The 17,749-nt window shown below is 64.2% G+C and carries 20 protein-coding genes; 12 read left to right on the forward strand and 8 right to left on the reverse strand.

Annotated elements, in window-relative coordinates; translation table 11 throughout:
* Positions 1–132: 132 nt before the first annotated feature.
* Positions 133–792, reverse strand: a complete 660-nt coding sequence (locus tag ACVIIV_RS24590) for an HAD-IA family hydrolase (RefSeq protein ID WP_456746445.1) — start codon at positions 790–792, stop codon at positions 133–135.
* Positions 793–884: 92 nt separating this feature from the next.
* Here ACVIIV_RS24590 and ACVIIV_RS24595 point away from each other — a divergent pair, with 92 nt between their 5' ends.
* Together ACVIIV_RS24595 and ACVIIV_RS24600 are read left to right on the forward strand one after the other, a co-directional pair.
* Positions 885–1,112 carry a DUF433 domain-containing protein gene (locus ACVIIV_RS24595; protein ID WP_456746446.1) on the forward strand — a complete coding sequence of 76 codons (228 nt, stop codon included), beginning with the start codon at positions 885–887 and terminating at the stop codon, positions 1,110–1,112.
* 114 nt (positions 1,113–1,226) lie between these two features.
* Positions 1,227–1,364: a DUF5615 family PIN-like protein gene (locus ACVIIV_RS24600; protein WP_456746447.1), complete on the forward strand. Its 138-nt coding sequence runs from the start codon at positions 1,227–1,229 to the stop codon at positions 1,362–1,364.
* A 79-nt stretch (positions 1,365–1,443) separates the two neighbouring features.
* Here the strand turns inward: ACVIIV_RS24600 and ACVIIV_RS24605 are convergent, their stop codons facing one another.
* The 5 genes from ACVIIV_RS24605 to ACVIIV_RS24625 all read right to left on the reverse strand — a co-directional run bounded on the left by ACVIIV_RS24605 (position 1,444) and on the right by ACVIIV_RS24625 (position 7,692).
* A complete protein-coding gene (locus ACVIIV_RS24605; RefSeq protein ID WP_456746448.1) occupies positions 1,444–1,773 on the reverse strand; it encodes a hypothetical protein in 330 nt (109 codons plus the stop codon).
* Between the two features lie 37 nt (positions 1,774–1,810).
* On the reverse strand, positions 1,811–4,783 hold the full coding sequence (uvrA, locus tag ACVIIV_RS24610) for an excinuclease ABC subunit UvrA (RefSeq protein WP_456746449.1): 2,973 nt from the start codon (positions 4,781–4,783) through the stop codon (positions 1,811–1,813).
* 275 nt (positions 4,784–5,058) lie between these two features.
* Complete coding sequence (locus tag ACVIIV_RS24615) at positions 5,059–5,805, reverse strand: outer membrane protein (RefSeq protein ID WP_456746450.1); 747 nt, start codon at positions 5,803–5,805, stop codon at positions 5,059–5,061.
* Positions 5,806–6,016: 211 nt separating this feature from the next.
* Complete coding sequence (locus ACVIIV_RS24620) at positions 6,017–6,685, reverse strand: outer membrane protein (RefSeq protein ID WP_456746451.1); 669 nt, start codon at positions 6,683–6,685, stop codon at positions 6,017–6,019.
* A gap of 239 nt (positions 6,686–6,924) precedes the next feature.
* Positions 6,925–7,692: an outer membrane protein gene (locus tag ACVIIV_RS24625; protein WP_456746452.1), complete on the reverse strand. Its 768-nt coding sequence runs from the start codon at positions 7,690–7,692 to the stop codon at positions 6,925–6,927.
* Between the two features lie 441 nt (positions 7,693–8,133).
* On the opposite strand from ACVIIV_RS24625, the gene ACVIIV_RS24630 reads away from it, so the two are divergent.
* On the forward strand, positions 8,134–8,628 hold the full coding sequence (locus ACVIIV_RS24630; protein WP_027575349.1) for a single-stranded DNA-binding protein: 495 nt from the start codon (positions 8,134–8,136) through the stop codon (positions 8,626–8,628).
* A gap of 492 nt (positions 8,629–9,120) precedes the next feature.
* Positions 9,121–11,853 (forward strand): DNA gyrase subunit A, encoded by a 2,733-nt coding sequence (gyrA, locus tag ACVIIV_RS24635; RefSeq protein WP_456746453.1) that lies wholly within the window; start codon positions 9,121–9,123, stop codon positions 11,851–11,853.
* Positions 11,854–11,935: 82 nt separating this feature from the next.
* On the opposite strand, the gene ACVIIV_RS24640 is transcribed toward gyrA, so the two are convergent.
* The gene (locus ACVIIV_RS24640) at positions 11,936–12,193 is read right to left on the reverse strand and encodes a hypothetical protein (protein WP_456746454.1); all 258 of its coding nucleotides are present in this window, start codon (positions 12,191–12,193) and stop codon (positions 11,936–11,938) included.
* Between the two features lie 71 nt (positions 12,194–12,264).
* On the opposite strand from ACVIIV_RS24640, the gene ACVIIV_RS24645 reads away from it, so the two are divergent.
* The 8 genes from ACVIIV_RS24645 (at position 12,265) to ACVIIV_RS24680 (ending at position 16,351) form a co-directional block, all read left to right on the forward strand.
* The gene (locus ACVIIV_RS24645) at positions 12,265–12,453 is read left to right on the forward strand and encodes a hypothetical protein (protein WP_456746455.1); all 189 of its coding nucleotides are present in this window, start codon (positions 12,265–12,267) and stop codon (positions 12,451–12,453) included.
* Positions 12,454–12,462: 9 nt separating this feature from the next.
* The gene (gene coaD / locus ACVIIV_RS24650) at positions 12,463–12,960 is read left to right on the forward strand and encodes a pantetheine-phosphate adenylyltransferase (RefSeq protein WP_456746456.1); all 498 of its coding nucleotides are present in this window, start codon (positions 12,463–12,465) and stop codon (positions 12,958–12,960) included.
* Positions 12,961–12,997: 37 nt separating this feature from the next.
* On the forward strand, positions 12,998–13,561 hold the full coding sequence (locus ACVIIV_RS24655; RefSeq protein WP_456746457.1) for a peptidylprolyl isomerase: 564 nt from the start codon (positions 12,998–13,000) through the stop codon (positions 13,559–13,561).
* A 9-nt stretch (positions 13,562–13,570) separates the two neighbouring features.
* A complete protein-coding gene (locus tag ACVIIV_RS24660) occupies positions 13,571–13,981 on the forward strand; it encodes a hypothetical protein (RefSeq protein WP_456746458.1) in 411 nt (136 codons plus the stop codon).
* The gene (locus ACVIIV_RS24665; protein ID WP_122403170.1) at positions 13,978–14,442 is read left to right on the forward strand and encodes a peptidylprolyl isomerase; all 465 of its coding nucleotides are present in this window, start codon (positions 13,978–13,980) and stop codon (positions 14,440–14,442) included. Before ACVIIV_RS24660 ends, ACVIIV_RS24665 begins: the two co-directional genes overlap by 4 nt.
* Before the next feature lie 143 nt (positions 14,443–14,585).
* Positions 14,586–15,659: a tRNA preQ1(34) S-adenosylmethionine ribosyltransferase-isomerase QueA gene (queA, locus tag ACVIIV_RS24670; RefSeq protein WP_456748813.1), complete on the forward strand. Its 1,074-nt coding sequence runs from the start codon at positions 14,586–14,588 to the stop codon at positions 15,657–15,659.
* Positions 15,660–15,679: 20 nt separating this feature from the next.
* Positions 15,680–15,958, forward strand: a complete 279-nt coding sequence (locus ACVIIV_RS24675; protein ID WP_456746459.1) for a type II toxin-antitoxin system VapB family antitoxin — start codon at positions 15,680–15,682, stop codon at positions 15,956–15,958.
* 78 nt (positions 15,959–16,036) lie between these two features.
* Complete coding sequence (locus ACVIIV_RS24680) at positions 16,037–16,351, forward strand: PIN domain-containing protein (RefSeq protein ID WP_456748814.1); 315 nt, start codon at positions 16,037–16,039, stop codon at positions 16,349–16,351.
* A 153-nt stretch (positions 16,352–16,504) separates the two neighbouring features.
* Here the strand turns inward: ACVIIV_RS24680 and ACVIIV_RS24685 are convergent, their stop codons facing one another.
* The gene (locus tag ACVIIV_RS24685) at positions 16,505–17,542 is read right to left on the reverse strand and encodes an aspartate-semialdehyde dehydrogenase (protein WP_456746460.1); all 1,038 of its coding nucleotides are present in this window, start codon (positions 17,540–17,542) and stop codon (positions 16,505–16,507) included.
* Between the last annotated feature and the right edge of the window lie 207 nt (positions 17,543–17,749).

Here is a 17,749-nt window from a genome sequence, read left to right on the forward strand (position 1 = left end):
GGCAGCGCGTAGCCCGCATGAGCCACTGGGTCGGCGCAAAGCGCCACCCGATGACAGGCTCCGCGACATGCGGGACAAGCCGTCCTCATCCACCGACGTTCCCGGATGTCGCTTCCGCCTTCGCTCTTTGAGCTACGGCGGACGTGTCGCTCTCCTGGCTACGGCACCGGGACACAGCGTCGAAACAATCTCATCCATCCGCTCAAACACATGGTCCGGCTTATGCGCCCGCAGCGCCGCCGGCGCCGCGTAGCCCCAGCACACCGCGGCGCAGGCGATCCCCACGGCCCGCGCCGCCTCGAGATCACGCACCTCGTCGCCGATCGAAATCACCTGGACCGGCTCGACGCGGGCGCGGCGGATGACCCGGCGGAATTTTGCGGCCTTGCCGAACAGTGATGCAGAGCAATCGAAATGCGAAAACAGTGCGGCGGACTCGCCGAGCTTCTCGCGTGCATTGACCTCGCTGTCGGACGTTACCAGCGCGAGCTGCACGCCGTTCTCAGCCAGCGTTCGCAGCATGGCCTCGACGCCGGCGAACAGCGAAATCTCGCTAGCTGCCTCCGCCTTCAACCGCCGCGCATGCCGCGCGATCGCCGGCAGCTTCCACAAGGGCACCTCGAGCCGGGCGAGGATCTCGCGGCTCGACGCATGCCGCAGCCCCTCGATCTCCTCATGCGCGACGCGGCGAAAACTGAAGCGATCGGCGACATCGTTGATGGTGCGCAGGAACCACGGGAAGCTGTCGGCGAGGGTGCCGTCGAGGTCGAAGATGGCGAGGGCGTAGGGCATGTGGGAGGGGTACCGGGCGGACCTGCGCATCGGGTCCAGCCGACGACGCGCTGACAGATGCGTTCGGAGATATTAGCATCCAGAGGTGACAGATGTCGGAGCTACTGGCAAGGATTACGGTCGATCCGCAGCGTATGCATGGACGCCCGTGTGTTCGTGATCTGCGCATCACAGTTGCTGACGTCCTGGGCCTACCGTCCGCGGGACAGTCGCGGGAGAGGATCCTCGAAGATTATCCATATCTGGAAGAGGCCGACATCGACGCGGTGCTTGCCTATGCCGCCCGTCAGGTCGACCACCCGATCATAGCGGCCAAATAGCTTGCCATACTTGATCGACGCTCAGCTTCCTCCGGCACCAGCCGAAGCCATGCGTCGAGTTGGATACGACGCGGCTCATGTGGCCGAGTTCGGGATGGCAAACGCGATCGGCGGGTGATCTGGAACGAAGCCATTTCTCGATCGGCCGTTCTCGTCACCAAGGATCGCGACTTTTCGCTTCTCCGCGTTGCAAAGAGACAGGGACCGATTGTGCTGTGGGTGCGCGTGGGCACATCGACAATCGCGCGCTGATCCGCCAGTTTCTAGGCGCCATGCCGCAAATTGCCGAAGCCGTCGCGCGGGGCGAGGCGGTGATTGAATTCGTCGGCAGCTAGCGGGACCGCAACCCGCGGACGTCAACGTTGATGTCGAGATCAATGTTGCTGACGCAAGTCTGAGTTGTTCGATGCGAGCCACCTTCATGCCAGCGGCCGTCCCGCGCCCGGGCACCTCTGACATTTGCCAGCTTCAGGCAGCGCCATTGCGGCAGCGATCCGCTGCTCTCGCCGGCAAGTTGCCAGGCTAGCACGGCCTCCTCGCCGGACTTGCTGGTGCCGATGATATGCGGGCAGAGCTCGCGATGGCGGCCCTCGTAGACGCAAGTCACCTGTTGTTCGGCGAGGATGGCGTTCCGAAATAGCGTATAGGTTCGGCTCGCCATGGAGATCACTCCTTCCGGCCGCTCAAGGCAACCGACGCTACTCCGCCGCCTCGCTCGTGCTCCGCCGCTTCGGCTTCCGTGCCTTCTTCAGAACCGGCTCCAGAAACTTGCCCGTATAGCTCCGCGGCGCTTTCGCGATGTCCTCCGGCGGGCCCCAGGCGACGATCTCGCCGCCGCCGTCGCCGCCCTCGGGGCCGAGGTCGATGACCCAGTCGGCGGTCTTGATGACTTCGAGATTGTGCTCGATGACGACGACCGTGTTGCCCTGCGCGACCAGCTCGTGCAGCACTTCCAGCAGCTTCTTGACGTCGTGGAAGTGCAGGCCGGTGGTGGGCTCGTCCAGGATGTAGAGCGTGCGGCCGGTGGCGCGCTTGGACAGCTCTTTTGCAAGTTTGACGCGCTGGGCTTCGCCGCCTGACAGGGTCGTCGCCTGCTGGCCGACATGGATGTAATCGAGGCCCACGCGGTGCAGGGTCTGGAAGGTCTCGCGCACGCGCGGCACCGCCTTGAAGAACTCGGCGGCTTCCTCGACGGTCATGTCGAGCACGTCGGCGATGCTCTTGCCCTTGAACAGGACCTCCAGCGTCTCGCGGTTGTAGCGCTTGCCCTTGCAGACGTCGCAGGTGACGTAGACGTCGGGCAGGAAGTGCATCTCGATCTTGATGACGCCGTCGCCCTGGCAGGCCTCGCAGCGGCCGCCCTTGACGTTGAAGGAGAAGCGGCCGGGCTCGTAGCCACGTGCTTTCGCTTCCGGCAGGCCGGCGAACCATTCGCGGATCGGCGTGAAGGCGCCGGTGTAGGTCGCAGGATTCGAGCGCGGGGTGCGGCCGATCGGCGACTGGTCGATGTCGATGATCTTGTCGATGTGCTCGAGGCCCTCGATACGGTCGTGCGGCGCGGCGCCTTCGCTGGCGTTGTTTAGCTTGCGGGCGATGGCGCGGTAGAGCGTGTCGATCAAAAGCGTCGACTTGCCGCCGCCGGAGACGCCGGTGACGCAGGTGAACAGGCCGAGCGGAATCTCCGCCGTGACGTTCTTGAGGTTATTGCCGCGCGCGTTCACCACCTTGATGGTGCGGCGATGGTTCGGCGGACGCCGCTCCGGCACCTCGACCTCGAGCTCGCCGGTGAGGTACTTGCCCGTCAGCGATTTCGGGTTGCGCATGATCTCGGCGGGCGTGCCCTCGGCGACGATGTTGCCGCCATGCATGCCGGCGCCCGGACCGATGTCGAGCACGTAGTCGGCAAGGCGGATGGCGTCCTCGTCATGCTCGACCACGACCACGGTGTTGCCGAGGTCGCGCAGCCGCTTCAGCGTATCGAGCAGGCGGGCGTTGTCGCGCTGGTGCAGGCCGATCGAGGGCTCGTCCAGCACATAGAGCACGCCCGTCAGGCCCGAGCCGATCTGCGAGGCCAGGCGGATGCGCTGGCTCTCGCCGCCGGACAGCGTGCCGGAGGAGCGGGACAGCGTGAGATAGTTGAGGCCGACGTCGAGCAGGAAGGTGAGGCGCTCCCGGATCTCTTTCAGGATGCGGCCGGCGATCTCGTTCTGCTGCTTGTTCAGCGCCTCGGGCACGGTCTCGAACCACTCGCCGGCCTTCTTGACCGACAGCTCCGAGATCTCGCCGATATGCTTAGCCCCGACCTTGACGCAGAGCGCCTCGGGCTTGAGGCGAAAGCCGCGGCAACCCTCGCAGGGCACGTCGTGGAAATATTTCGCCAGCTCCTCGCGGGCCCACTCGCTCTCCGTCTCGCGGTAGCGGCGGTTGATGTTGGTGATGACGCCCTCGAACGGTTTCTTGGTGTCGTAGGAGCGCACCCCGTCCTCGTAGGAGAACTTGATCTCGTCCTCGCCGGAGCCGTAGAGAAGTGCATTCTGCGTCTTCTTCGGCAGGTCCTTCCACTTGGTGTCGAGCGTGAACTTGTAGTGCTTGCCGAGCGCGGTCAGCGTCTGCACGTAATAGGGCGATGACGATTTGGCCCAGGGCGCGATCGCGCCCTTGCGTAGCGTCAGATCCTTCTCGGGGATGACGAGGTCTTCGTCGACATGCTGCTCGACGCCGAGGCCGCCGCAGGCCGGGCAGGCGCCATAGGGATTGTTGAACGAGAACAGGCGCGGCTCGATCTCGGGGATGGTGAAGCCGGACACGGGGCAGGCGAACTTCTCCGAGAACAGGATGCGCTCGGGCCCGCTCTTGTCGTGGATCTTGGCGGTCTTCTTCTTTTCCTCGACGGGCGCCGCCGGCGCGTCGGCGAACTCGACGACGGCGAGGCCTTCAGCGAGCTTCAGCGCGGTCTCAAAGCTCTCGGCGAGGCGCTGGCCGATGTCGGTGCGGACCACGATGCGGTCGACCACGACGTCGATGTCGTGCGGGAACTTCTTGTCCAGCGTCGGAGCTTCCGCAAGCTCGTAGAACGTGCCGTCGATCTTGACGCGCTGAAAACCCTTCTTGAGCCATTCGGCGAGCTCTTTCCTGTACTCGCCCTTGCGGCCGCGAACGACCGGCGCGAGCAGATAGAGGCGGGTGCCTTCGGGGAGCGCCAGCACACGGTCGACCATCTGCGACACGGTCTGGCTCTCGATCGGCAGGCCCGTGGCCGGCGAATAGGGCACGCCGACGCGAGCCCAGAGCAGGCGCATGTAGTCGTAGATCTCGGTGACGGTGCCGACGGTGGAGCGCGGGTTCTTCGACGTCGTCTTCTGCTCGATCGAGATCGCCGGCGACAAGCCGTCGATCTGGTCGACGTCAGGCTTCTGCATCATCTCGAGGAACTGGCGCGCATAGGCCGACAGCGATTCGACGTAGCGGCGCTGGCCCTCGGCATAGATGGTGTCGAAGGCGAGCGAGGATTTGCCGGAACCGGAGAGGCCGGTGAACACCACCAGCTTGTCGCGGGGGATCTCGACGTCGATGTTCTTGAGGTTGTGCTCGCGCGCGCCACGGATCGTAATTGCGCGCAGGCTGGAGCCCGCGTTCTGTTGTTGGCGCTTCGCCCTGATCACTTCGTCCATCCCGCTGGTCCTCAAGGAATCCAAAGACGCGCGATCGCGCCAATGCAAAAGGCGCGCTTCGCCCGGAACCGGGATCGGCGCCAATGGTATGGCAGCGAACGTAGGAAGAACGGCGAAGGATTTCCAGTGGGAGTTGCGCATCGTCAACGGAATGTTGGCGCGGTGGCGGCATCTGGCAGCAGGGGCGGTGCGGAACCGAGCGCGAAGCGTCCGCCAAGACAAAAAGGCCGGCGCGAAGCCGGCCTTTCGTGACGACGTGACGTCGGCAGCGAAGATCAGTACTTCGCGACGACCGGGCCTCCGAACGTGTAGTTGAGGCGGACGGTGCCCATGTCGACGTCCTGCTTGATACGGTCGATACGGTCGTTGACGCCGAGAATCGTGAACGAGTTGTTGCGCTTGCCCATGAACAGATGGTCGTATTCGATCGCCACGGACCAGTTCGGTGCGAAGCCGAATTCGATGCCGGTGCCGACCGCGCCACCCCAGCGCGTCTCAGTTGCGCTATCGAAGACGACGCCCCCCACCAGACCGTCGTATTTGGCGTGCGTCACGGCCGCGCCACCCTTCACGTACCAGAGCACGTTGTTCCAGGCATAGCCGACCTGGCCGGTGAACAAGCCAAGCGCATCGATCCGGGTCTGGTTGACCAGCGGCGCAAGAAACAAGCTCGTATTCGAGCCCTTCAGGTTAGCCCAGTCGCCTTGGGCTTCGAGACCGAAGACCCAGTTCGCCGACTGCCAACGATAACCGACCTGGCCACCGACGACGCCGCCGGTCGCATTGTGACAGCCTTCAGCCGTGTCCGGACCCGGAATGCCGAGGATATTGTTAACATCCCAGCAGTTGCGGCTCGATGCACCGCCGCCGTTGATGCCGAGGTAGAAACCGCTCCAGTTGTACACTGCGATCGGCGCCACCGGAGCCTTGGTGTAGGGGCGGGCCGCCAAATCGGCCGCCGAGGCCGGTGCCAACGCGCTGAGTGCGAACAAGCTGGCCGAAGCCAGCAAAAGCTTCTTCATATCCATTCCCCACTTCCGTTTCTCATTCTGGTCTTCCGGAGAGCGGAAGAGCAGCGGACCTATGACCCAAGTAATGTCATTGCCTTACACCAATAAAGCCAAAGGTTGTGTCACCCGGCAGCCACATCTCACCGAAAACGTTGGCCGGCGAGCCAAAACAAAAAGGCCGGCGCGAGGCCGGCCTTTCGTGACGGTGTAACGTCGGTAGCGATCAGTACTTCGCGACGACCGGGGCGCCGAAGTGATAGTTCACGCCGACCTGCACGGTGTGGTACTCGAGCGTGCCGGTCGTGAGAGGAGCGCCGATACCCGAGAAGTAGGTTTCGCCGCCGAGGCTGCGATAGAGGTATTCGCCCTTGACCGACCACTGCGGAGCGAAGAACGCCTCGACGCCGGCGCCAACTGTCCAGCCGGAGTGCCACTTGGTATCGGAGATCGAGACGGCGCCCAGGGTGGCGGTGATCTTGTTGTCGACCCAAGCGTAACCGCCGGTGCCGTAGAACAGGACGTTGTTGACGGCGTAGCCGATGCGACCGCGCACGGTACCCATCGCGTCGGTCTTCGACTTCACGGAGACGCCGAGAATGGTGACCGTGTCGCTGGCGTCAGCCCAAGCACCGTCGGCCTCGATACCGAACACGACGTTGCCGGTCTGCCAGTTGTAGCCGGCGGTGCCGCCGACGAAACCACCCTTCATCTTGATGTCGGAGGCGTCCTGCCAAGCACCACCCCCGACGATACCGAGGTAGAAGCCGGTCCAGTTGTAGACCGAGGCAACAGCCACAGGAGCCTTGGTGTAGGGGCGGGCCGCGAGATCAGCAGCCGACGCGGGAGCCGCAAGAGCAAACAAACAGGCCGAAGCCAACAAAACCTTCTTCATTTTCAACTTAATCCCAGTCCCAGTTTCTGTTGTTGCCTTCCGTGACGGAAGGGCAGCGGACTCAACGGCCCAACTGACGCTGCATTTACACCACCAAAGCCGCAAGTTGTGTCACTGAAAAGCCACAACAGCCGCAAAAGGTGATGGTTGCTGACTTATTATTCCCCAGCGAATTTGCGCCCAAACAAAAAGGCCGGCGCTAGGCCGGCCTTTGATTTTCGAAGGATATCAGCGAGATATCAGTACCTCGCGATCATCGGGCCGCCCCAGCGATAGTTCACGCGGATGAGGCCGATATCGACGTCTTGGCTGATGCGCTCGGAACGCGTGACAACACCGAGCGGGGCGATGCCGAAATTGCCCGATCCGGTGAAGTTGATCGTGCGGTCGCCGAGGAAGATATGATCGTACTCGAAGCCGACCGACCAGTTCGGCGCGAACCCGAATTCGATGCCCGCACCGACCGTGGCACCCCAACGGGTCTCGTTGGCCCGATCGAATTCGAGGCCTGTCGCCAGATCGTAGCTCCGATAGCGATCACCGACGACGGCGCCGCCGCCTTTCACGTAGAGCAGCACGTTGTTCCAGGCGTAGCCAACCTGGCCGGTCAACAAGCCGAAAGCGTTGATCTTCGAGCGATCGCGTAGGCCGGTCAGCGGGCTGATGTTGTCGCCGGAAAAGTCCGCCCAGTTGCCCTGGCCTTCGAGGCCGAACACCCAGTTCGCCGACTGCCAGCGATAGCCGACCTGGCCACCGACCGTGCCGCCCGTCGCGTTGTGGCAGCCTTCACCGACCAGGACGCCGCCGCCAGCATCGAAGTCCCAGCACTTGTGGCTCGTGCCGCCGCCGCCGTTGATGCCGATGTAGAAGCCGCTCCAGTCGTAGATGGCGGCGACCATCGGCGCCGGAGCCTTGGTGTAAGGACGCGCAGCGAGATCCGCCGCGCTTGCCGGAGCCGCCAGGCCCAACGCCATTGCACTGATTGCACTAAACAGAATCTTATTCATTGCAGTCTCCCCAGTTTCGCCCGCTTTTCGAAGTGCCCGAAGCGGCTGATCAGGCGCGACGCCCATATGAACTAATTCCGAGGCAATCGTAGCCTAAGGAAAGGGCAGAGTCCGTCTCCGAAATGCCACACTCGGCGACCGACAGAGGTGGCAGCAACTTGATGAATGTTAAGTGTTTTTCGTCGTTCGCGGGAACCCGAAAAGGTTCCATCCGAGGGGCCGTCTTTTCCACCGGCGTGCGGCCGAATGTTTTTGGCGTGTCGCTGCGAAGAACAAATCTGGAACAAAGCCGAGGGTGATGCTATATGTGGGGATAACCTCGGGGGTGGCGGGCTGATCGGTGCCCGCAAGCGTATAGGGTCGCCTCGACAAGGCGCAGAGGAACGCGGGCAGCGGGTTCGCCCTTTTGAAATTCAGTGGCATTCGGAGTGGAGAGCGGCGATGGCGGGAAGCGTCAACAAGGTCATTCTGGTTGGAAATCTCGGCAAGGATCCTGAAATCCGCCGCACCCAGGACGGGCGGCCGATTGCGAATTTGAGCATCGCCACCTCGGAGACCTGGCGCGACAAGAACACCGGCGAGCGCAAGGAAAAAACCGAGTGGCACCGCGTCGTGATCTTCAATGAAGGGCTCTGCAAGGTCGCCGAACAGTACTTGAAGAAGGGCGCGAAGGTTTACATCGAGGGTGCGCTGCAGACGCGCAAATGGACCGACCAGAGCGGCGTCGAGAAGTATTCGACCGAGGTCGTGCTCCAGGGCTTCAACTCGACTCTGACCATGCTCGACGGCCGCGGTGGCGGCGGAGGAGGCGGCAGCTTCGGCGACGAGCCGGGCGGCGATTTCGGCTCCTCCGGTCCCGTCAGCAGCGCACCGCGCCGCCCCGTGGCCGCCGGCGGTGGCCGCAACAGCGACATGGACGACGATATCCCGTTCTGAGCGGGCACGAAGGTCAACGTGCCCCGGACGCAGCGCAGCGCTCCCCAGGCGATGCGGAGCATCGTCCGGTGCGGCGATGCGCTGCAGAGCCGGGGCCCACGTTGCAGCGGTGTGGCTTCCTGGGTCCCGGCTCGGCGGAGCAGCGTTGCACGCCGCACCGCGTCCGGGACACGTGATCGGTTTCCGGTCTAGTCAGCAAATCCTGCCAATTGGCGGGGGGGGTCGGATTTTCCGGGCCCGCTTCAAGTTTGGGCTGAGGTCCATATTGCGCCACGCGAAGTCGGCTGACAGGAGCCGCTTCCCGCGTGATCAGGCCGGCGTTGCGGGTGATTCCGGAGGGGCCGATTCCGGCGGTGTCCAGGGCGCTGCTCTGGCGCCTTAAGTTATTGGAAAAATAAGCGGAAAAAGCGCTTTTCGAGGGGGCTGCAAGGGTGGTTATCCGCCCCCCGATGCGCTATATGATTCCCAGATAAAACCTCACCGGATTTCCCCTTGGCTGACGACGACAACAAGCCCGGCGACCAGCCGGCGCAACCCTCGGACATTCGCCCCGTCTCGATCTACGAGGAGATGAAGAAGTCTTACCTCGATTACGCCATGAGCGTGATCGTGGCGCGTGCGCTGCCCGATGCGCGCGACGGGTTGAAGCCGGTCCACCGCCGTATCCTGTTCGCGATGAACAATCGCGGCGACACCCCGGACAAGAAGCACAAGAAGTCCGCCGGTGCCGTCGGCGAGGTCATGGGTAAGTACCACCCCCATGGCGACCAGGCGATCTACGACGCCCTAGTGCGCATGGCGCAGGACTTCTCGATGCGCGCGCCCTTGATCGACGGACAGGGCAATTTCGGCTCGGTCGACGGCGATCCCCCGGCGGCGATGCGCTACACCGAGTCGCGCCTGACCAAGATCGCGCTGAAGCTGCTCGAGGACATCGACGACGACACGGTCGACTTCCAGGACAATTACGACGGCTCCGAAAGGGAGCCTGTGGTGCTGCCCGCGCGGTTCCCGAACCTCCTGGTCAACGGCGCCGGCGGCATCGCGGTCGGCATGGCCACCAACATCCCGCCGCACAATCTCGGCGAGGTGATCGATGCCTGCGCCGCGCTGATCGACAATCCGGCGCTGACGATCGACGAGCTGAACGCCATCATTCCGGGCCCGGATTTCCCGACCGGCGGCATCATCCTCGGACGCCAGGGCATCCGCAGCGCCTATCATCTCGGCCGCGGCTCCATCGTGATGCGCGGCAAGGTCACCTTCGAAACGATCCGCAAGGAGCGCGAGGCGATCGTCATCACCGAGATCCCCTATCAGGTGAACAAGGCGACGATGGTCGAGCGCATCGCCGAGCTCTACAAGGAAAAGAAGATCGAGGGCATCTCCGACCTGCGTGACGAGTCCGATCGCGACGGCTACCGCGTCGTCGTCGAACTCAAGCGCGATGCCGTGCCTGACGTCGTCCTGAACCAGCTCTACAAGTTCACGCCGCTGCAGACGAGCTTCGGCGTCAACGCCGTCGCGCTCGATTCCGGCCGGCCGCAGACCATGAACCTGAAGGACATGCTGACGATCTTCGTCGGCTTCCGCGAGCAGGTCGTCACCCGCCGCACCAAGTACAAGCTGCGCAAGGCGCGCGAGCGCGCGCACGAGCAGGTCGGCCTGGCCATCGCGGTCGCAAACATCGACGAGATCATCAAGGTGATCCGGCACTCGCCGACGCCGGCCGCCGCACGCGAGACCCTGATGACGCGCGACTGGGCCGCGCGCGACGTCGAGGACATCATCACGCTGATCGACGATCCCCGCCACCGCATCAACGAAGACGGCACGATCCGCCTGTCGCTGGAGCAGGCGAGGGCGATCCTGGAGCTACGCCTGGCGCGCCTCACCGCGCTCGGCCGCGACGAGATCGGCGAGGAGCTGTCCAAGCTCGCCGGTGAGATCAGTGATTATCTCGACATCCTGCGCTCGCGTGCCCGGATTCTCGACATCATCAAGACCGAGCTCGCCGAGGTGAAGGCCGAGTTCGCCACTCCGCGCCGCACCGTGATCATGGAGCAGGAGGGCGAGGTCGAGGACGAGGACCTGATCCAGCGCGAGGACATGGTCGTCACCGTGTCCCACGCCGGTTACGTCAAGCGCGTGCCGCTGTCGGCCTATCGCGCCCAGCGCCGCGGCGGCAAGGGCCGCGCCGGCATGCAGACCCGCGACGAGGATTTCGTCAGCCGGCTGTTCGTGGCCTCCACGCATACCCCGGTGCTGTTCTTCTCCTCGCGCGGCCAGGTCTACAAGGAAAAGGTCTGGCGGCTGCCGATGGCCGCGCCGAACGCACGCGGCAAAGCCATGATCAACATCCTGCCGCTGGAGCAGGGCGAGCGCATCACCACCATCATGCCGCTGCCTGAGGATGAATCGACCTGGGGCCAGCTCGACGTGATGTTCGCGACCACGGGCGGCAACGTCCGGCGCAACAAGCTGTCCGACTTCGTCGACGTGCGCCGCTCCGGCATCATCGCCATGAAGCTCGACGACAACGAGGCGATCGTCGACGTGCAGATCTGCACCGAGCGCGACGACGTGCTGCTGACCGCGGCCGGCGGCCAGTGCATCCGCTTCCCGGTCACCGACGTGCGCGTGTTCACCGGGCGCACCTCGATGGGTGTGCGCGGCATCGCGCTCGGCGAGGGTGACAAGGTGATTTCGCTGGCGATCCTGCGCCACGTCGAGACCACCTCGGACGAGCGCTCGGCTTACTTAAAGATGCGCCGCGCGGTTGCCGGCGAGACCGCCACGGAAGAGGCACCAGCGGATGCCGAGGCCGAGGAGACCTCAGGCAGCTTCCAGCTCGCGCAGGAGCGCTATGTCGAGATGTCGGCGCAGGAGCAGGTCGTGCTGACGGTCTCCGTCAACGGATACGGCAAGCGGACCTCGTCCTACGAGTACCGCACCACCGGCCGCGGCGGCAAAGGCATCGTCGCCATGAGCGTCAACAGCCGCAACGGCAACCTCGTGGCGTCCTTCCCCGTGGAGGAGGCCGACCAAATCATGCTGGTCACCGACAAGGGCCAGCTGATCCGCTGCCCGGTCGAAGGCATCCGCATCGCCGGCCGCTCGACCCAGGGCGTGATCGTGTTCGATACTGCCGAGGACGAGCACGTCGTCTCGGTCGAGCACATCACGGAGGAAGCAGAGAGCGGGAACGGCGCGAATGGGGAGTAGCGTGTAGTCCGGTAGCCCGAATTGCGCTGGGCTCGATCCGGGCTACGAACCGCTTAGCTGACACGAAATGGCCTGAGCCCGGCTACGGGGTGCGGTCCGCGGTGACGAGGCGCGCCTCGCGGACATTGGCCTTGGTGCCGGCGCGACGCAGGCACGAAGCCTCGAAGTTTGGCCAGGCCTGCTGTGAGCAGTCCTTTCCGATGCTGCGGATATCGAGCCGGTCGCTTTTGGCGAGCGGCTGCGGCACGCTGGCTTCGACGGTCGGAGCAAAGCCGGGCAGAAGGGTGAGGGCTGCGGCAACACACGCAGACAGAGCGATCGCTGAAAGAGTCTTGATCATTGACAGTCCCCTGTGATGCGGCCGCCTGCGCCTCGTGAGCGGCCCGTCATTCGTTGGCTGGACTAGTAACCATGGCCAGTTTCCGGACGTCTTCGCCGATGCGGGAAATGGTTTCGTTCGTGCTCCGTTTTGTTTCGTGGCTGCCCCGAGGACGAAACAAAACGGCCATTGCCGACGTCCGGCGCGGCATTTTCCGGGTGAAGCGTCCGGAAACGGACAAGGAACCTGCCCGGCTTGCCGGGCCGGGCCGGGCGCGGTAGGACGGAGCCATGTCGCGCATTGCCTTCTACCCAGGTTCCTTCGACCCCATCACCAACGGCCATCTGGACGTGGTCCGGCACAGCGTCTCGCTGTGCGACAGGCTCGTGGTCGCGATCGGCGTGCACCCCGGCAAGAAGCCGCTGTTCTCCACCGAGGAGCGGCTGGAGATGCTCCATGACGTCTGCGGTCCGATCGCGGCCCAGGCCGGCTGCGTGCTCGAGGCGACGACGTTTGACGATCTGTCGGTGACCGCGGCGCGCAAGCACGGTGCGACCATCATGATCCGGGGGCTGCGCGACGGCAGCGACCTCGATTACGAGATGCAACTCGCCGGCATGAACGAGGCCATGGCGCCCGAGGTGCATACGGTCTTCCTGCCGGCCTCTCCCATGGTCCGCCCGATCACCGCCACTTTGGTGCGCCAGATCGCCGGCATGGGCGGGGATGTCTCGGCCTTTGTCCCGCCGCAGGTCGCGGCACAGCTCAAGGCCAAATTCACGGGATAACGGCCCGCTTCCTTTCTTAATCCCGACCGGAGTTGTCATGATCCGAATTCTCGCAGTTCTTGCCGCGCTTCTGTTCGCGGTGCCGGCGGTGGCGCAGCAATTGCCGGCAAACCTCGACAAGGCCAACGCCATCGTCATCGACAGCACCAAGGGCCGCATCGTCATCAAGCTCCGGACCGACATCGCGCCGCAGCATGCCGAGCGCATCAAGCAGTTGGCGCGCGAGGGCTTCTACAATAACGTGCCGTTCCACCGCGTGATGGACGGCTTCATGGCGCAGACGGGTGACGGCCAGAACGGCAACGGCACCGGCGGCTCGAAATATCCGAACCTGAAGCAGGAATTCTCCAAGGTGCATTTTGCCCGCGGCATCGTCGGCATGGCCCGGCGCGGCGACAGCGTCGACAGCGCCAACTCGCAGTTCTTCATCATGTTCGCCGACGGCGGCAGCCTCGATGGCCAGTACACGGTGATCGGCGAGGTCGTGCAGGGCATGGACGTCGTCGACAAGCTGAAGAAGGCGCCTGCCGGCTCGCCCGGCGGCTCCGTCACCGATCCCGACAAGATGGTGAAGGTGCAGGTCGCATCCGACATCAAGTAGGACAACGCGATGGCGCGCTGCGGCAACAGGCTTCTGCTCGCTGTCGCGGTGCTGCTGCTCGGTGTCTCAGGCGCGAAGGCCGAGGACGCACAGGTCAACACCATCCAGGACATCTTCCGGCATTTGCGTACCTGCTGGAGACCGCCGCCGCCCGCCAAGGCCCGCCCCCTCGACATCACCGTCGTCGTGAGCTTTAACCGGGCCGGAAACATTCTGGGCCATCCAAGGATTACCTATGAATCCGCGGAGGCCTCCGACAATGACCGGCTGCAATACCGGATCGCGGTGATGGAGGCGTTGCAACGCTGCACGCCGGTGCCATTTACCGATGCAATGGCCGGCGCAGCTGCGGGGCGTCCATTCGCGATCCAGTTCCGCAACCGGAAGACTTCACCCCCAACGCAAGAGAGACGAGTATGAGCGTCACCGAAAACACCCTGATCCTCGAGACCACGCAGGGCCCCGTCACCATTGAGATGCGGCCCGATCTCGCGCCGAACCACGTCGCGCGCATCAAGGAGCTGGTGCGCGAGGGCTTCTACGACGGCATCGTATTCCACCGCGTGATCGAGGGTTTCATGGCGCAGACCGGCTGCCCGCACGGCACCGGCACCGGCGGCTCCGGCAAGAAGCTCAAGGCCGAGTTCAACAAGGAGCCGCATGTGCGCGGCACCGCCTCGATGGCCCGCGCCGCCAATCCCGATTCAGGCGACAGCCAGTTTTTCATCTGCTTCGACGACGCCCGCTTCCTCGACAACCAATACACGGTCTGGGGCAAGGTCACCGAAGGCATGGAGAACGTCGACAAGATCAAGCGCGGCGAGCCTGTGATGAATCCGGACAAGATCGTCAAGGCGCGGATGGCAGCGGACAAGGAGTAGGCAGCTGCCCCTCATCCTGAGGAGCGCGGAACGCGCGTCTCGAAGGATGAAGGCCCCGCTGCTGCAGCTCGGCCTTCATGGTTCGAGACGGCGCCATGCGCCTCCTCACCATGAGGGTCGGACTGTGCGGCGCCGAGCCAGACATGCGCACCGATCTCTTCGATTTCGACCTGCCCGCCGAGCGCGTCGCCTTGCGCCCGGCGAGCCCGCGCGACTCTGCGCGGATGCTGGTCGTGGAAGACGGCATGCTGCGCGACCAGGTCGTTTCCGACCTGCCGCAATGGCTGAAGCCTGGCGACCAGCTCGTCGTCAACGATACCAAGGTGATCGCGGCGCAGCTGAGGGGCCGCCGCATCGGCCGCGAGACCGAGCCGAAGATCGAGGCGACGCTGATCAAGCGGCTCGACGGCTCGCGCTGGCAGGCGCTTGTGAAGCCGGCGAAGAAGCTCACAGCCGGCGACCGCATCCGCTTCGGCAATGAGGGCAAGGTCTGCCTGCTCGGCCATCTCGACGCCGAGGTCGAGGCCAAGGGGACGGAAGGTGAGGTGACGCTCTCGTTCTCGTTCCACGGCCCGGCGCTCGACCAGGCCATCGCCGATCTCGGCAGCCCGCCGCTGCCGCCCTACATCGCCTCCAAGCGCACGCCTGACGATCAGGATTTTGCGGACTACCAGACCATGTTCGCGGCCAACGAAGGTGCAGTCGCGGCTCCCACTGCAGGCCTGCATTTCACGCCCGCACTGGAGCAGGCGCTGCGCGCGCGCGACGTCGGCCTCAACCGCATCACCCTGCATGTCGGGGCAGGGACGTTCCTGCCTGTCAAGGTCGACGACACCGAGGGCCACAAGATGCATGCCGAGTGGGGCACGATCTCGGCTGAGACGGCGGAGCGGCTCAACACGGCGCGGAAGAACGGCGGCCGCATCGTCGCGGTCGGCACGACGTCACTGCGGCTGCTGGAAAGCGCGGCGAGCGAAGACGGCACGATCCAGCCGTTCGCGGCCGAGACCTCGATCTTCATCACCCCGGGCTATCGCTTCCGCGCCGTCGATGTCCTGATGACCAATTTCCATTTGCCGAGGTCGACGCTGTTCATGCTGGTGTCGGCCTTCTCGGGACTGGAGACGATGAAGCAGGCCTACGCGCATGCGATCGCGAGCGGGTACCGGTTCTATTCGTATGGCGATGCGTGCCTGTTGTTTCGGGCGCGGGAGTGACCCGGCGGCGTTCGTGTGCTATGCTGTTCACGCCGTTGGTATGGATCGAGTGGCCGATGAACATCCGTTCCGCGAAAGTCGATGAGCTTGCCCAGCGCCTCGCCCGCCTGACGGGGGAAGACATCGAGACGGCGCTGGAGCGCGCCATTGAGGAGCGCTTGTCTCGTGTCGGCTCGCCGGTCGCCGATAGAAGGGCCGCCTTGACGTCGTTCTTCGAGCGGACCGCTAGCTTGCCCGTTCTGGATTCCCGATCTGCTGACGAAATTCTGGGCTACGACCGTTTCGGGCTACCGTCCTGAAGGTACTGGATACGTCTGCGATCATCGCGACAGTAACCAATGAGCCGGATGGGCAACGCTACCGGACGGCCATGCTGGATGCTGACACCCTGTCGATGTCGGCAGTCGCGGTCCTGGAAGCCAAGATCGTTCTCTCCTCGCTTCGGGGCAGCAGCTGTGGCGTTTTTCGACGAGTTACTGGAGACCGCCGGAATTGTCGTCGTGCCGTTCGACGCCGAGATGGCCAAAGCTGCGTTCGAAGCGTTTCAACGGTTTGGCAAGGGTGGAGGACATTCGGCACAACTCAACATCGTCGATTGTACGGTCTACGCTCTTGCCAAACTGCGTTCGGAACCGCTGCTCTTCAAAGGAGCCGATTTCGCCAAGACGGATATCGTGGCGGCGTTGACCTGACTGCGCGGTAAGCCGCCGTAAGGTGGACAAAGCGACTTGTCCGCCGTAGCTCGACGAGCGAAGGCGGAAGCATGCCCGCCGTCTTTCTTGAATGCGGGAGGGAATGGTGGGCACGGCGCTTGCGCGCCTTTGCCCACCCTACACATCTCGCTGTTACGCCATCACGCGCTGCGGCAAGAGTTCGGCGATCTGCACCGCATTCAGCGCCGCACCCTTGAGCAGCTGATCGGCGGCCACGAACATCGAGATCGAATGCCCGCTAGCGTCGCTGAGATCCTTGCGGATGCGGCCGACCAGGACGTCGTCCTGGCCCGAGGCGTCGATCGGCATCGGGAAGTAGTTCTTGGCGCGGTCGTCGATCACCTTCACGCCGGGCGCCTGGGCCATGATGGCACGGACCTGGTCCTCGGTGATCGGCTTCTCGCATTCGAAGGTGATGGCCTCGCAATGGGCGCGCAGCACCGGCACGCGCACGCAGGTGACGCCGACGGCGATGGCGTCGTCCTCGAAGATCTTGCGGGTCTCCTTGATGACCTTGGTCTCTTCGTCGTTGTAGCCGGTCTCGGGATCGATTGCCGTGTTGTGGTTGAAGAGGTTGAAGGCGTAGGGGTGCGGCATCACCCTGGGCGTATAGACCTGCCCGTTGAGATTGGCGCGGGTGGACTCGACGAGCTCCTCCATCGCGGCGGCGCCGGCGCCGGAGGCGGCCTGGTAGGTCGAGATGATCACGCGCTTGATGCGGTTCTTCTGGTGGATCGGCCAGAGCGGCACCAGCGCGGTGATCGCGGCGCAGTTCGGGTTGGCGATGATGCCCTTGTGGTCGCGGATGCGGTTCGCGTTGATCTCCGGGATCACCAGCGGCACGTTCGGGTCCATGCGGAAGGCCGAGGAGTTGTCGACCACGACGGCGCCGGCCTTGACCGCGATCGGAGCGAACTTCCTGGAGATGCTGCCGCCGGCGGAGAACAGCGCGATGTCGACGCCCTCGAAGGCGCGCTCGGTCAATTCCTCGATGACGACGCTTTGCCCGCGGAACGACACCGTCTTGCCGGCCGAGCGGGCGCTGGCCAGCGCCTTGAGCTTGCCGACGCGGAAACCACGCTTGTCCATGGTGGCGATGAATTCGGCGCCGACCGCACCGGTGACGCCGACAATCGCGACGACGGGATCGTTACTCACTTTGTCCTCCATTGCATTGAGAATTCAGACAACAAAAAAAGCCCCGGACCATCGAGGGCGGGGCTTGCCGTAGAGCTGATGCGTTTAAGTCGACGACCTACGCGCGCACGCCTCCCCGGGCCCCTGAGGCCGTGGTGGTTTTGGTCGTGCGTTTGGTGGTCGTGAACATGGCGGCGACTTATGCGGGAGAGTCTTGCGGCCGTCAATGGCTTTTCGCCC

It is taken from the genome of Bradyrhizobium sp. USDA 4354 (assembly GCF_054060315.1).

Coding starts and splice junctions, on each gene's coding strand:
- ACVIIV_RS24685 (WP_456746460.1), bottom strand. CDS start 17,542: ATGGAGGACAAAGTGAGTAACGATCCCGTCGTCGCGATTGTCGGCGTC.
- ACVIIV_RS24645 (WP_456746455.1), top strand. CDS start 12,265: ATGGCCAGTTTCCGGACGTCTTCGCCGATGCGGGAAATGGTTTCGTTC.
- ACVIIV_RS24615 (WP_456746450.1), bottom strand. CDS start 5,805: ATGAAGAAGCTTTTGCTGGCTTCGGCCAGCTTGTTCGCACTCAGCGCG.
- ACVIIV_RS24660 (WP_456746458.1), top strand. CDS start 13,571: ATGGCGCGCTGCGGCAACAGGCTTCTGCTCGCTGTCGCGGTGCTGCTG.
- ACVIIV_RS24665 (WP_122403170.1), top strand. CDS start 13,978: ATGAGCGTCACCGAAAACACCCTGATCCTCGAGACCACGCAGGGCCCC.
- ACVIIV_RS24590 (WP_456746445.1), bottom strand. CDS start 792: ATGCCCTACGCCCTCGCCATCTTCGACCTCGACGGCACCCTCGCCGAC.
- ACVIIV_RS24605 (WP_456746448.1), bottom strand. CDS start 1,773: ATGGCGAGCCGAACCTATACGCTATTTCGGAACGCCATCCTCGCCGAA.
- ACVIIV_RS24630 (WP_027575349.1), top strand. CDS start 8,134: ATGGCGGGAAGCGTCAACAAGGTCATTCTGGTTGGAAATCTCGGCAAG.
- ACVIIV_RS24680 (WP_456748814.1), top strand. CDS start 16,037: ATGCTGACACCCTGTCGATGTCGGCAGTCGCGGTCCTGGAAGCCAAGA.
- ACVIIV_RS24675 (WP_456746459.1), top strand. CDS start 15,680: ATGCTGTTCACGCCGTTGGTATGGATCGAGTGGCCGATGAACATCCGT.
- uvrA (WP_456746449.1), bottom strand. CDS start 4,783: ATGGACGAAGTGATCAGGGCGAAGCGCCAACAACAGAACGCGGGCTCC.
- ACVIIV_RS24620 (WP_456746451.1), bottom strand. CDS start 6,685: ATGAAGAAGGTTTTGTTGGCTTCGGCCTGTTTGTTTGCTCTTGCGGCT.
- ACVIIV_RS24625 (WP_456746452.1), bottom strand. CDS start 7,692: ATGAATAAGATTCTGTTTAGTGCAATCAGTGCAATGGCGTTGGGCCTG.
- ACVIIV_RS24640 (WP_456746454.1), bottom strand. CDS start 12,193: ATGATCAAGACTCTTTCAGCGATCGCTCTGTCTGCGTGTGTTGCCGCA.
- queA (WP_456748813.1), top strand. CDS start 14,586: ATGCGCACCGATCTCTTCGATTTCGACCTGCCCGCCGAGCGCGTCGCC.
- ACVIIV_RS24595 (WP_456746446.1), top strand. CDS start 885: ATGTCGGAGCTACTGGCAAGGATTACGGTCGATCCGCAGCGTATGCAT.
- coaD (WP_456746456.1), top strand. CDS start 12,463: ATGTCGCGCATTGCCTTCTACCCAGGTTCCTTCGACCCCATCACCAAC.
- ACVIIV_RS24655 (WP_456746457.1), top strand. CDS start 12,998: ATGATCCGAATTCTCGCAGTTCTTGCCGCGCTTCTGTTCGCGGTGCCG.